We start from the raw sequence: 13,268 nt of genomic DNA, 5'->3' as shown, positions 1-13,268 counted from the left end.
GCCCGGATGCTGTGCCCGGGGAGCGGGGCCCGCGGAGAGAGGCCCCGGAGAGAGACCCGGGCGGAAAGGGAGGACGACATGCGCATTCTGTTCACCGGCGGCAGCGGCAAGGCGGGGCGGCACGTGGTGCGGCACCTCGCGGAGGCGGGGCACCGCATCCTGAACGCCGACCTCGTGCCGCTCGGCCATCCGGGCGTGCACGACCTCGTCACCGACCTCACCGATCCCGGGCAGGTCTGGGGCGCGATGACCTCGCTGGCGGGCTTCGACGAGCTCGACACCGCCGGGCCGCAGCGCTTCGACGCGGTGGTGCATTTCGGCGCGCTGGCCCGCATCCTCATCCGGCCCGATTGCGAGACCTACCGGGTCAACACGCTCTCGACCTACAACATTCTCGAGGCGGCGGCGAAGCTCGGCGTGCCGAAGGTGGTCTTCGCCAGCTCGGAAACCGCCTACGGCATCTGCTTCGCGCAGGGCGAGCGGCGCCCCGAGTACCTGCCGATCGACGAGGAGCACCCGGTGGTTCCCGAGGACGCCTACGCCCTCTCGAAGGTGGCGGGCGAGGTGACCGCGCGCGGCATCCAGCGGCGCAGCGGGCAGGACATCTACGGGCTGCGCATCTCCAACGTCTGCGAGGTCGAGGACTACCACCGCGACTTCCCGCCCTATGCCGGGGACCCGGCGCCGCGACTGCGCAACATCTTCGGCTACATCGACGTGCGCGATCTCGCGCAGGTGGTGGAGCGCTGCCTTGCCACCGACGGGCTGGGCTTCCAGCTCTTCAACGTCGCCAACGACGACCTTGCGGTGCCGCAGGACAACGAGACGATCCGCGCGCGCTTCTACGACGGCGTGCCGGTGAAATCGCCGATGCAGCCGCGGCAGGCCTTCTACAGCAACGCGAAGGCGCGCGCCCTGCTCGGGTTTTCGCCGCGGCACGACTGGCGCAGCGAACTCGGGGGCTGAGCGGCGCGGCGGGGTTTGACAGGCCCCGGGCCGGGGCGCAGGCTGGAAGCCCATGCTGCGCCGCTCACGCGCCCGAAGGGAGCCGCCATGACCGAGATGCCGAAAGCGCCCGATCCCGAACCCCTCGCCGCCCCGACCGGGCCCGAGGCCGGTGCCGCGACACCCCCGGCCGCCCCTGCCCTGCGCCGGCGCGTCCCCACGCCCGACGAGATCCGCCGCGCCTTCGAGACCGGCGAGTATCCCTACACCCAGAAGATGGCGCGCGGCACCTACGAGCGCCAGAAGGCCCGGCTGCAGGCCGAGCTGCTGAAGGTGCAGATCTGGGCGCAGGACACCGGTCAGAAGGTCGTGCTGCTCTTCGAGGGGCGCGACGCGGCGGGCAAGGGCGGCACGATCAAGCGCTTCACCGAGCATCTCAACCCGCGCGGCGCGCGGGTGGTCGCGCTCAACAAGCCGAGCGACGTCGAGCGCGGGCAATGGTACTTCCAGCGCTACATCGAGCACCTGCCCACCGCCGGCGAGATCGTGCTCTACGACCGGTCCTGGTACAACCGCGCCGGGGTCGAGCGGGTGATGGGCTTCTGCGAGCCGGGCGAATACCTCGAGTTCATGCGCCAGACGCCCGAGCTCGAGCGGATGCTCGTGCGCTCGGGGATCAGGCTCTACAAGTACTGGTTCTCGGTCACCCGCGACGAGCAGAGGATCCGCTTCAAGAGCCGCGAGACCGACCCGCTGAAACAGTGGAAGCTCTCGCCCATCGACAAGGCCAGCCTCGGCAAGTGGGACGAGTACACCGAGGCCAAGGAGGCGATGTTCTTCTACACCGACACCGCCGACGCGCCCTGGACCGTGGTGAAATCCGACGACAAGAAGCGCGCCCGGCTCAACTGCATGCGGCATTTCCTTTCGACGCTCGACTACCCGGGCAAGGACCACCGCATCGCCACCCTGCCCGATCCGCTGATCGTCGGTGGCGCGGGCCATGTCATCCACCGCTCGGAGCACATCTTCGGCGCGGCGCTGGCGATCACCCCGGCCGCCCCGGCGGAGGGCCCGGCGCCCGACGGCGCGGGCTGAGCGCTCAGAGCCGCTTGCCGAGCCAGTCCTGCAGCGGCTGCAGCCGGGCGTAGCATTGCAGCAAGGTCGCCACCGGGTCGGGGGTCAGGTCGTCGAAGATGCCGTCGATCCAGAGCACGCAGCCCGGACGGCGCATCAGCTCGGCGCGCGGCCCCTGCGCGGGCCCGGTCGCGGGCTCCGGCGCCGGGTCGAGTCGCGCGCCGCTGCGCGCGATGATGCGTTCGAGCTCCTCGCCCTCGCGGCCCATCAGCGCCGCCTGCCAGGCCAGCATCTGCCGCGCGTCGAAGGTCAGGATGCCGACGCCGGCGGTGGCATAGTCCCTCGACAGCGCGAAATACCACGCCCGCCCGTCCGGCAGCGTCCAGATCGCGTGCAGATGCGTGTGGAACGGCAGCTTGTCGTCGGAGAAGCGCACGTCGCGGTGCGGCCGGAACAGCTTGGGTCTCGGCCGTTCTCCGCTCAGCACCTCCAGTTCCGGGGTGAGCTGCGCGATCATCAGCTCGGCGGGCCGCTTGACCTCGGTGTCGTATCGCTGCTTGTGGGCGCTGAACCACGCACGGTCGTTGTGCGCCTCGAGTTCGGACAGGAAACGCCGGGCCTGTGGCGCAAACGCCGTAAGATCAATCAAACTTGCCATCAAGAAAATTTCCCAAGGGAATCATGTCTCAAATATGGCCAGCCTAACATGAACTCCGGAAAAGGCATGTCCTTCACTCGTGACAGGTGCCGTCGCGGCCGGGCCCCGGGCAAATGGCTCGGCGCCGCCCTGATTTCGGGCGCCGTCATGGCGGGCCCGGCGGCGGCCCATCCGCATGTCTTCGCCGATGTCGGGCTCGCGCTGGCGCTCGACGCCGGGCAGCAGGTGGTCTCGGTCGAGGTCACCTGGCGCTACGACGAGTTCTTCTCGCTGCTCATCCTCGAGGACATGGGGCTCGACGCGGACGGCGACGGCGTGCTCGCGCCCGCCGAGCAGGCGGCGCTCGAGCGTTTCGACCTCGACAACTGGTACGAGGGGTTCGAGGGCGATCTCTACATGTACTCGGAGGGCGCGCAGCTCGGCCTCGGCGCGCCCGAGTTCGTCTCGGTCGCGCTCGAGGACGGGCGCATCACCTCGGTGCACCGCCGCAGCGTGACCCCCGCCCCCGCCGAGGGGCTGGTGATCGAGCCCTATGACCCGACCTACTACATCGCCTTCGAGGCGAGCCTGCCGGTCACCCTGCCCGCCCCCTGCCGCGCCATCCGCCACCGGCCCGACCTCGACGCCGCGGCGCGCAAGCTGCAGGCCGAGCTGGCGCGGATCCCCGAGGACAAGTTCCTCGAGATCGAGCCGGGCCGCGACTACGCCGACCGGATCGAGGTGACATGCGCCTCGTCCTGACGCTGGGCGCGCTGGCGGTGCTGGGGCTCGCGGTCTGGCTCTGGGGCTTCGGCGGCTCGGGCCAGGTTGCGCAGCTTGCCATGGAGGGCCAGCGCGAGGCGCAGACCGCCATGGCCCGCGGCCTCCGGGCGCTGCGCGCGAAGGAGCCCGGCGCGCTGGCGGCGCTGCTGGCGGTCTGCTTCGGCTACGGCGTCTTCCACGCGGCGGGACCGGGCCACGGCAAGCTGCTGATCGGCGGCTACGGGCTCGGGCGGCGCGTCGCGCTCGGGCGGCTCTCGGCGCTGGCGCTGGTCTCGAGCATCGCGCAGGCAGCCACCGCGGTGCTGCTGGTCTACGCCGGCGTCTGGCTGCTCGGCTGGGGGCGCGAGCGGATGACGCTCGCGGCCGAGCAGTGGTTCGCCCCGGCGAGCCACGCGGCGATCGCCGCCATCGGCCTCTGGCTGCTGCTGCGCGGCGCGCGGCGGCTGCTCGCGGTGCGGGACCACCACGCGCACACGGACACCTGCCAAAGCTGCGGCCATGCCCACGGCCCGAGCCTCGAGCAGGCGCAGGCGGTGCACGGCCTGCGCGACGCGGCGCTGCTCGTCGGCGCCATCGCCCTGCGCCCCTGCACCGGCGCGCTCTTCCTGCTCGTGCTCACCTGGCGCATGGAGATCGGCGCCGCCGGCATCCTCGGCGCCTTCGCCATGGGGCTCGGCACCGCCACGGTGACGCTCGTGGTCGCCTTCGCCTCGGTCACCCTGCGCGAGGGGGCGCTGGCGCGGCTTGCGGGCGGGCCCGGCACCGCCCGAGCGCTGGCGCTGCTGGAAACCCTTGCGGGCGCATTGGTCACAGTCATGGCGGTGCAACTCCTCGGCGTCACACTCTGAGGTTGCGCGACTCCTCCCTGCCTCCTAAAGCCCGATCATGACGCACGAACTCCCATATTCTGCCCATATCCGCGCCGTTCTGGTGATGGGGCTGCCGCTGATCGGCGGGCACCTTGCCCAGCTGACCATCGGGCTGACCGACATGGTGATGATGGGCCGCTACGGCGTGCCCGAGCTCGCCGCGCTCAGCCTGTCGATGACGGTCTTTTCGGTGCTCTTCCTCTTCGGCTCGGGCTTTGCCTTCGCGGTGATGCCGATGGTGGCGCAATTCGCCGCCCGCGGCGACGAGGTGCACGTGCGCCGCGCCGCGCGCATGGCGCTCTGGCTGTCGATCGGCTTCTTCCTGCTGGCGCTGCCGCTCTTCTGGTTCGCCCGGCCGCTGCTGCTGCTGCTCGGCCAGACCCCCGAGGTCGCGGCCAATGCGCAGGATTACCTGCGCATCGCCGGCTGCGGCCTGCTGCCGGCGCTCGGTGTCATGGTGTTCAAGAACTACCTCGCCGCGCTCGAGCGCACCCGGGCGGTGTTCTGGATCACCGTCAGCGCCGCCGTGGTCAACGGGCTGGCGAACTACGCGCTGATCTTCGGCAACTGGGGCGCGCCCGAGCTCGGCATCACCGGCGCCGCCATCGCCTCGGTCTGCGCCCACAGCGCCGCCTTCGCCGGGGTCATCCTCTACGCGAGGCTGCGCCTGCCCGAGCACCATCTCTGGACCCATTTCTGGCGCCCCGACATCGAGATGCTGCGCGAGGTCTTCCACCTCGGCTGGCCGATCAGCCTGACCACCCTCGCCGAGGTCGGGCTTTTCGCCGCCACCGCCGTCATGGTGGGCTGGCTCGGCGCGGTGCCGCTGGCGGCGCATGGCATCGCCATGCAGCTCTCGGGCGCGATCTTCATGGTGCACCTCGGCCTGTCCAACGTCGCCACGGTGCGCGCCGGGCAGGCGATGGGCCGCAGCGATCTGAACTTCCTCACCCGCAGCACCATGGCGGCGCAGGTCCTGTCGCTCGGCATGGTGGTGATCACCGTCATCCTCTTCCTCGGCATGCCGAAGACCCTGCTCGACCTCTTCCTGTCGCCCGAGGATCCGCAGCGCGGCGAGATCCTGCGCGTCGGCACGCTGCTCCTGGCGCTGGCGGCGGTGTTCCAGCTGGTCGACTCGATCCAGGTGATCGTGCTCGGCGTGCTGCGCGGGCTCAGGGACACGCGCGTGCCGATGCTGATCGCCGCGGTCTCCTACTGGCTGGTCGGCATGCCGGTGGCCTGGGTGCTCGGCTTCCCGCTCGGCTACGGCGCGGGCGGGGTCTGGATGGGGCTCAGCCTCGGCCTCGGCCTTGCCGCCGCGCTGCTCTACTGGCGCTTCTGGCACCGCCAGGTGCCGCACCTGTCCGGCCTCGCGCTTGCAAGGGCGGCGGACGGCGACTAGAAGCGGCGCGATCATACGCCAAGCCCGAGCCAAGGAGCACGACATGGGATTTCGCATGGGGATCGTGGGTCTGCCCAACGTGGGCAAATCGACCCTGTTCAACGCCCTGACCAAGACCGCCGCCGCACAGGCGGCCAACTTCCCCTTCTGCACGATCGAGCCCAACGTCGGTGACGTCGCAGTGCCCGATCCGCGCCTCGACACGCTGGCCGAGATCGCCGGCTCGAAGCAGATCATCCCCACCCGGATGACCTTCGTCGACATCGCGGGCCTGGTGAAGGGCGCGTCCAAGGGCGAGGGCCTCGGCAACCAGTTCCTCGCCAACATCCGCGAGACCGACGCCATCGCCCACGTGCTGCGCTGCTTCGAGGATGACGACGTCACCCACGTCGACGGCCGCGTCGATCCGGTCTCGGACGCCGAGACGATCGAGACCGAGCTGATCATCGCCGACATGGAATCGCTGGAAAAGCGCCTGCAGAACATCACCCGCAAGGTGCGCGGCGGCGACAAGGAGGCGGTCCAGCAGGAGCGCCTGATGAAGGACGCCATGGCGATGCTCGAGCAGGGCAAGCCGGCGCGCCTCGTCGAGGTCGATGCCGAGGACGCCAAGCAGTGGCGGATGCTGCAGCTCCTGACCTCCAAGCCCGTGCTCTACGTCTGCAACGTCTCCGAGGAAGAGGCCGCCACCGGCAACGCGCTGTCGCAGCAGGTCGCCGAGATGGCCGCCGCGCAGGGCAACAGCCACGTGGTGATCTCCGCCAAGATCGAGGAGGAGATCAGCCAGCTCGACGCCGAGGAAGCCGAGATGTTCCTGTCGGAGCTGGGCCTCGAGGAGGCCGGTCTCGACCGCCTCATCCGTGCCGGCTACGAGCTGCTGCACCTCGAGACCTACTTCACCGTCGGCCCCAAGGAGGCCCGCGCCTGGACCATCCGCCAGGGCACCGCGGCACCGCAGGCCGCCGGCGTCATCCACGGCGACTTCGAGCGCGGCTTCATCCGCGCCGAGACCATCGCCTATGACGACTACGTCTCGAACAAGGGCGAACAGGGCGCCAAGGAAGCGGGCAAGATGCGCGCCGAGGGCAAGACCTACGTGGTCAAGGACGGCGACGTCCTGCACTTCCTGTTCAACACCTGATCTCCGCCCCATCGGCAAAGACAGCGCGGCGCTCCCCCGGGGCGCCGCGCTTTTCTTTTGGCCGCCCCACACCCCGCGCCAGCGCATGAAAAAAGGCGCGGCCCCCGCGGCCCGCGCCCTTCTTCTCTTTCCAAACACGCCGGGGTGAATTGGCCGAAGGCCAAGAGGGGCAGCGCCCCTCCCTTCCCCGCGCCGGGATCAGGCCGCCGCCGCGGTCCCCGCCTCGAGCCCCGCCGCCTCGTCGCAGCCGAGCATGATGTTGAGGTTCTGCACCGCCGCGCCCGAGGCGCCCTTGCCGAGGTTGTCGAGCACCGCCACCAGCGTCACCGCCCCGGTCGCCGGGTTGCCGTGCACCGACAGCTCGAGCGCGTTGGTGCCGTTGAGCCGCTGCGGCATCACCCGCGGCTCGTGCACCGAGGCATCGACCACCTTGACGAAGCGCTCACCCGCGTAGGCCGCCTTCAGCGCCGCCTCCGCCGCCGCGATGCCCTCCGCGCCCATGGCCGGAAGCTGCACCGCCACCGCCATGCCCTGCGCATAGGCGCCGACCGAGGGGACGAAGACCGGCACCGCGCTCAGCAGGCCGTGCTTCACGATCTCCGGCAGGTGCTTGTGGCCCTGCGACGCGGCATAGAGGAACGAGCCCACGACCTCGCCGTTCTCGTACTCGGCGATCATGCCCTTGCCGCCGCCGGTGTAGCCCGAGACGCCCGAGATCGCCGGGCCCGAGGCCGGGTCGATCAGCCCCGCGCCGACCAGCGGGCGGATCAGCGCGATGGCGCAGGTCGACCAGCAGCCGGGGTTCGACACGTATTGCGCCGCGGCGATGGCGTCGCGCTGGCCGGGGGCCATCTCGGCGAAGCCGAAGACCCAGCCCTCGGCGACGCGGTGCGCGGTCGAGGCGTCGATGATCTTGGTGCCGTGCGGTTCGGCCAGCGTCACGGTCTCGCGCGCGGCGTCGTCGGGCAGGCAGAGGATGGCGACATCGGCCTCGGCCAGCGCCTCGGACCGCGCGCCGGCGTCCTTGCGTCGGGCCGGGTCCACCTGGACGAGCGTGATGTCCGCGCGCTGCTCGAGCCGCTCGCGGATCTGCAGACCGGTCGTGCCGGCCTCGCCGTCGATGAACACCTTGTGGGCCATGGCCTCTCTCCTTGGGTAAACGTGGCGCCCCTATAACAGAGACGCCGTGGCAGATAAACTATGGCGGCCCCCCCGCGCGATCAAAAGCCTTCGAAGGCTTTTGCAAGTTTCTTCGAAGAAACTTGCCCCTACCCCTGCTCGTGGAAGAAGGCGTAGATGCGCTCGGCCAGCGCCTCGCTGACCCCGTCCACCGCCTTCAGATCCGCCAGATTCGCCCGGCCCACCGCCTTGGCCGAGCCGAAATGCGCCAAGAGCGCGCGCTTGCGCGCCGCGCCGACGCCGGGCACCTCGTCGAGCGGATTGGCCATCTGCGCCTTGGCGCGCTTGGCGCGGTGGGTGCCGATCGCCCAGCGGTGCGCCTCGTCGCGCAGGCGCTGGATGAAGTAGAGCACCGGATCGTTCCGCTGCAGCGCGAAGGGCCGCTCGCCGATGCGGTGGAACTCCTCCTTGCCGTGGTCGCGGTCGACACCCTTGGCGACACCCACCATCGGGATGTCCTCGACCCCCTGCTCCTGCATGATCTCCCAGACCGCCGAGACCTGTCCGGCGCCGCCGTCGATCAGCAGCAGGTCCGGCCAGAGCCCCTTGGACCGGTCCGGGTCCTCCTTCAGCAGCCGGGTGAAGCGGCGCGTCAGCACCTCCTTCATCATGCCGAAGTCGTCGCCCGGGACGAGGTCCTCGCCGCGGATGTTGTACTTGCGGTAGTGGTTCTTCATGAACCCCTCGGGGCCCGCGACGATCATCCCGCCCACGGCATTGGTGCCCATGATGTGCGAGTTGTCGTAGACCTCGATGCGCTGCGGCGGCCCGTCGAGCCCGAAGGCCTCGCCCACCCCGCGCAACAGCTTCGCCTGCGTCGCGGTCTCGGCCATGCGCCGAGCGAGGCTCTCGCGGGCGTTGCGCGCCGCGCCTTCGACCAGCTCGGCCTTCTCGCCGCGCTTCGGCACCGCGACCTCGACCTTGCGCCCGAGCTTGCCGGAAAGCGCCTCGGACATCAGATCGGGGTTCTCGATCTCGTGGGACAGCAGCACCAGCCGCGGCGGCTCCTTGCCGTCGTAGAACTGGCCGAGGAAGGCCTCGAGCACCTCGGCCTCCTCCACGTCCTCGCCGACGCGCGGGTAGAAGTCGCGATTGCCCCAGTTCTGGCCCGAGCGGATGAAGAAGACCTGCACGCAGGCCTGCCCGTGCTCGAGGTGCAGCGCGACGACATCGGCCTCCTCGACCCCTTGCGGGTTGATGCCCTGCACCGACTGCACCTGCGTCAGCGCGCGGATGCGGTCACGCAGCGCCGCGGCGCGCTCGAATTCCATCGCCTCGGAGGCCGCCATCATCTGCTCGGCCAGCCGCGCCTGCATCTCGGTGGATTTACCCGACAGGAAGCGCTGCGCGTCCTCGACCGACGAAAGGTAGTCCTCGCGGCTGATTTCCCCGGTGCAGGGCCCCGAGCAGCGGCGGATCTGGAACAGCAGGCAGGGCCGCGTGCGGCTGTCGAACATCGAGTCGGTGCAGTTGCGCAGCAGGAACACCCGCTGCAGCTGGGTGAGCGTGCGGTTCACCGCCCCGGCGCTGGCGAAGGGGCCGTAATAGGCGCCCTTCTCGGTCTTCGCGCCGCGGTGCTTCTTGATCTGCGGGAAGTCGTGCCCGGTGGTGACGAGGATGTTCGGAAAGCTCTTGTCGTCGCGCAGCAGCACGTTGAACTTCGGCTTCAGCTGCTTGATGAGGTTCTGCTCGAGCAGCAGCGCCTCGGTCTCGGTGCGCGTCGTCAGGAACATCATCGACGCGGTGTCCGAGATCATCCGCGTGATCCGCCGCGAGTGCTGCGCCGATGGCCGCGAATAGCTCGACACCCGCGCCTTGAGGTTGCGCGCCTTGCCGACGTAGAGCACCCGGCTCTGGTCATCGAGCATGCGGTAGACGCCGGGGCTCGACTCCAGCGTCCGCAGGTAGCCCTGGATGACCTCGTAGCCGCGTTTCGGCGCCGTCTGATGGGTGTCTTGTTCGTCGTTCATCGCGTCGTTTCCGGAATGTTCACGGCTTGCCTTGATTCTGCATCCCGCTGCAATGCCGGGACCCCGAGATCAAGGAAGATTGCATCCACCATTCCTGTGGATAAGCCTGCGGGCGAAATCCAGACTACTTCGATTTTCCCTTGAATCCGGGCCGTTTCGTTGATTTGCACAATTATTAGGCTGATTTATAACATACTGATTTCGCTACAAAGAATTCCTGCCGTGACCCCAAACCCTTGAAAGCTTGACGCTTTCCTAACGGTTCCGTGAAGGTATCGTGACAGGTGCACAACTTGCCGCAGGGACTCCCCGCGGCGGGACAACCGCGACCTCAGTCGCGGTCGCCGGTGTCCGGGGTCTGCCAGCCGAGGTGCTGGCCGCCGTCGGTGCAGAGGAACTGCCCGGTGACCCCAGGCGCGTCGAGGAAATATCCCAGCGCGCCGCAGATGTCCTCGGGGTTGGAGCCGCGCTGCAGCACGGTCGCCGCGCGTTGCTTGGCAAAGCCCTCGGCGCTCTGGTCGGCGCCCTGCAGCGTCGGCCCCGGTCCGATGGCGTTGATCCGCACCTTCGGCGCCAGCGCCCGCGCCCCGGTCTGCGTCAGCGTCCAGAGCGCCGACTTCGCCAGCGTGTAGGTGATGAACTCCGGCGTCAGCTTGCGCAGCCGCTGGTCGAGCATGTTGACGCAGAGCGCCCGCGCCCGCGGCTCGCCGCGCTCGTCGGTCTCGGCCTCGGGCGCCTGCGCGGCAAAGGCCTGCAAGAGCACGAAGGGCGCGCGCAGGTTCGACTCGATCGAGCGGTCCCAGCTTTCGCGCGTGGCGGTGCCCATGTCGTCATGCTCGAAGATCGAGGCGTTGTTGACCAGCACCCCGAGCGGCCCGCCGAGCGCCCCGGCGGCGCGCGCCACCAGCGGTTCCGTCTGCGCCTCGTCGAGCAGGTCGGCCTGCAGCGTCACCGCCTTGCGGCCCATGGCGCGGATCAGCCCCGCGACCTCCTCGGCCGCCTCCGCCGAGCCGCCGTAATGCACGGCGACGTCGAAGCCGCGCTCGCCAAGGTAGAGCGCCATCGCCCGCCCCAGCCGCTTGCCCGCGCCGGTCACCAGCGCGCGTTTCTCGATACCCATACCTCTTCCCTTCGAAACCGATCAGACCAGCACGGCCACCACGTAGCCGACGTAGAGCGCCGACAGGATCGCCCCCCAGATACGGCCGATGTCGCGTCCGAGGAAGACGAAAGGCACGAGGATGAGCGAGGCGCCCAGCATCACCCAGAGGTCGAAGCCGAGGAACTGCGGATCGACCGGCAGCGGCTTGATCAGCGCGGCCACCCCGATGATCGCCAGCAGGTTGAACACGTTCGAGCCGATGACATTGCCCAGCGCCACGTCCGCCTGCTTGCGGATCGCCGCCATGACCGAGGTGGCAAGCTCGGGCAGCGAGGTGCCGAGCGCGACCAAGGTCAGGCCGATCACCGTGTCGGGCACGCCGAACATCTCGGCGATCTCGGTGGCGCTGTCGATCAGCAGGTTCGCCCCGACCGGCAGGCCGACGAGGCCCAGCGCGAGGTAGAGCGCGATCTTCCAGCCCGGCATGTCCGGATCGGCCCCCTCGGGCTCCTCCAGCTCGCCGGCCTCGCAGGCCGCCGCCTCTTCCTTGCCGTTGCGGCGGTGGCAGAGCGCGTCGCGCACCGAATCCCACAGGATCAGCGCCATCACCCCCAGCATCACGACGCCCGCGATCCAGTCGAAGACCCCGCGGAAGGCCAGCGCGATGAACAGCACGGTCGCGCCGAGCATGATCAGGTAGCTCTTGCGCGTGTCATGGGTGGAGGAGTGGATCACCGTGATCAGCGCCGGGATGCCCAGCACCAGCAGCGCGTTGGCGGTGTTCGAGCCCACAACGTTGCCAAGCGCGATCCCCGGCACGCCGTCGAGCGCCGCCTGGATCGAGATCAGCAGTTCCGGGGCAGAGGTGCCGAAGGCGACGATGGTCAGGCTGACGATCAGCGCCGGGATGCCCATGCGCAGGGACAGGTTCACCGCCCCCTTGACCAGTGCATCCCCCGCCAGAAGCAGGATCACAAGGCCCAGGGCCGCGTAGAGAAATACCATTTCAGACCTTTCGTTCGCTGCAGGGGCACGGCCCCTTGCCGATCCTGTGTCGGCCGCAGCGCGGACATTTCCTTCCCGCCTCGCGGCGGCTCAGCCGGCCCGTTCCGGGCATGCGCAGCTTGCCGAAGATCCCCAGCACCGCGATGACCACAAGAAAGAGGGCGACAACCTTGGCAAGCATGTCAGAGCCCGAAGCGCGCGTAGCCCGCGCGCTCCTCGATCAGCCCCAGCGTCTCCTCGGCAAGGCTCAGGCCCAGCCGCGGGATCAGGCGCCGCTTGGCGCCGTAGCGGCGGAAGCGGACCTTGTCGCCGTAGCGCGCCTTCATCCCCGGCACGAGATGGGCGATGCCGTCGGCGAGCCCGACCTCGACCGCCGGGCGGCCGATCCAGATCTCGCCGGTGAAGAGGTCCGGGTCGTTCTTCAGCTTGGCGCCGCGCCGCGCCTTCACCTGTGCGATGAAGGTCTCGTGCAGCTGGCCGAGGATCCGGTTCAGCCGCGCCACGTCCTCCTCGGTCTCGGGGCGGAACGGGTCGAGCATGCTTTTCGACTTGCCGGCGGTGTGCACCCGCCGTTCGATCCCGTTCCGGTTGAGGAAGACCTGCGCGCCGAAACCCGCCGAGATCACCCCGATCGAGCCGAGGATCGAGCTTTCGTCGGCGAAGATCTCGTCCGCCGCCGAGGCGATCCAGTAGCCGCCCGAGGCCGCCACGTCCTCGACGAAGGCGAAAACCGGCACCTTGGTCTCTTCCGACAGGCGGCGGATGCGCGCGCCGATCAGCGAGCTCTGCACCGGCGAGCCGCCGGGCGAATTGATCTCGAGCGCCACCGCCTTCGGCTTGCCGCGGCGGAAGGCCCGCTCGAGCACCGGTGCCAGCGAAGCGTCGTTGAGCGCGCCGCGCCCCTGCATGCCGATGGCGCCCTGCAGACGCACGACCGAGACAAGAGGCTTGGGTTTCAGGAAGGGGATCCGGATTTGCATGCGGGTGATGTAGACACCCCCCCCAGCAACGACAAGACGGCGGCGGAAAAGAACTCCGGGCTGAGGCCGCGCCTCCGCAGGCGGCCCCGCTGCCGCCTTTCTTCTAGGCCCAAATATTCCGGGGGAGTCCGCGCCAAAGGAAAAGGGCGGGAGCCGCGCCCCCGCCCTTCGTCCATGT

13 protein-coding genes are annotated in these 13,268 nt (G+C 69.5%); 6 read left to right on the top strand and 7 right to left on the bottom strand.

Features of this window, described 5'->3' with window-relative positions:
* Nucleotides 1-78 precede the first annotated feature (78 nt).
* Nucleotides 79-966, top strand: coding sequence for an NAD(P)-dependent oxidoreductase (locus PVT71_RS08710; RefSeq protein WP_353471400.1), 888 nt, complete (start codon nucleotides 79-81; stop codon nucleotides 964-966).
* 87 nt (nucleotides 967-1,053) lie between these two features.
* A complete protein-coding gene (gene ppk2 / locus PVT71_RS08705) occupies nucleotides 1,054-2,043 on the top strand; it encodes a polyphosphate kinase 2 (protein WP_353471399.1) in 990 nt (329 codons plus the stop codon).
* 4 nt (nucleotides 2,044-2,047) lie between these two features.
* Here the strand turns inward: ppk2 and PVT71_RS08700 are convergent, their stop codons facing one another.
* Entirely contained in the window at nucleotides 2,048-2,680 is a 633-nt protein-coding gene (locus PVT71_RS08700; protein WP_353471398.1) for a TIGR02453 family protein, read from the bottom strand.
* 66 nt (nucleotides 2,681-2,746) lie between these two features.
* Here PVT71_RS08700 and PVT71_RS08695 point away from each other — a divergent pair, with 66 nt between their 5' ends.
* From PVT71_RS08695 to ychF, 4 genes are read left to right on the top strand one after another with little or no spacing between them, the layout of a single operon-like run.
* Nucleotides 2,747-3,421, top strand: a complete 675-nt coding sequence (locus tag PVT71_RS08695) for a DUF1007 family protein (RefSeq protein ID WP_353471397.1) — start codon at nucleotides 2,747-2,749, stop codon at nucleotides 3,419-3,421.
* Entirely contained in the window at nucleotides 3,406-4,290 is an 885-nt protein-coding gene (locus PVT71_RS08690) for a hypothetical protein (RefSeq protein ID WP_353471396.1), read from the top strand. The genes PVT71_RS08695 and PVT71_RS08690 overlap by 16 nt, the downstream gene beginning before the upstream one ends.
* A gap of 37 nt (nucleotides 4,291-4,327) precedes the next feature.
* The gene (locus PVT71_RS08685) at nucleotides 4,328-5,713 is read left to right on the top strand and encodes an MATE family efflux transporter (RefSeq protein WP_353471395.1); all 1,386 of its coding nucleotides are present in this window, start codon (nucleotides 4,328-4,330) and stop codon (nucleotides 5,711-5,713) included.
* A 43-nt stretch (nucleotides 5,714-5,756) separates the two neighbouring features.
* Nucleotides 5,757-6,854 carry a redox-regulated ATPase YchF gene (gene ychF, locus PVT71_RS08680; protein WP_194133841.1) on the top strand — a complete coding sequence of 366 codons (1,098 nt, stop codon included), beginning with the start codon at nucleotides 5,757-5,759 and terminating at the stop codon, nucleotides 6,852-6,854.
* A gap of 198 nt (nucleotides 6,855-7,052) precedes the next feature.
* On the opposite strand, the gene argC is transcribed toward ychF, so the two are convergent.
* The 6 genes from argC to PVT71_RS08650 all read right to left on the bottom strand — a co-directional run bounded on the left by argC (nucleotide 7,053) and on the right by PVT71_RS08650 (nucleotide 13,090).
* Nucleotides 7,053-7,994, bottom strand: a complete 942-nt coding sequence (gene argC / locus PVT71_RS08675; RefSeq protein ID WP_353471394.1) for an N-acetyl-gamma-glutamyl-phosphate reductase — start codon at nucleotides 7,992-7,994, stop codon at nucleotides 7,053-7,055.
* Nucleotides 7,995-8,122: 128 nt separating this feature from the next.
* Complete coding sequence (uvrC, locus tag PVT71_RS08670; RefSeq protein WP_353471393.1) at nucleotides 8,123-10,003, bottom strand: excinuclease ABC subunit UvrC; 1,881 nt, start codon at nucleotides 10,001-10,003, stop codon at nucleotides 8,123-8,125.
* Between the two features lie 331 nt (nucleotides 10,004-10,334).
* Nucleotides 10,335-11,123, bottom strand: coding sequence for an SDR family oxidoreductase (locus PVT71_RS08665; protein WP_353471392.1), 789 nt, complete (start codon nucleotides 11,121-11,123; stop codon nucleotides 10,335-10,337).
* Between the two features lie 21 nt (nucleotides 11,124-11,144).
* Nucleotides 11,145-12,110 (bottom strand): calcium/sodium antiporter, encoded by a 966-nt coding sequence (locus PVT71_RS08660; protein ID WP_353471391.1) that lies wholly within the window; start codon nucleotides 12,108-12,110, stop codon nucleotides 11,145-11,147.
* Between the two features lies 1 nt (nucleotide 12,111).
* Nucleotides 12,112-12,291 (bottom strand): hypothetical protein, encoded by a 180-nt coding sequence (locus PVT71_RS08655; protein ID WP_353471390.1) that lies wholly within the window; start codon nucleotides 12,289-12,291, stop codon nucleotides 12,112-12,114.
* A 1-nt stretch (nucleotide 12,292) separates the two neighbouring features.
* The gene (locus PVT71_RS08650; protein WP_353471389.1) at nucleotides 12,293-13,090 is read right to left on the bottom strand and encodes a S49 family peptidase; all 798 of its coding nucleotides are present in this window, start codon (nucleotides 13,088-13,090) and stop codon (nucleotides 12,293-12,295) included.
* Between the last annotated feature and the right edge of the window lie 178 nt (nucleotides 13,091-13,268).

The organism is Salipiger sp. H15 (genome assembly GCF_040409955.1).
Classification (GTDB): Bacteria; Pseudomonadota; Alphaproteobacteria; order Rhodobacterales; family Rhodobacteraceae; genus Salipiger.
The sequence above is the reverse complement of the archived record's forward strand: the minus strand, read 5'-3'. Positions and strand labels throughout refer to the sequence as shown.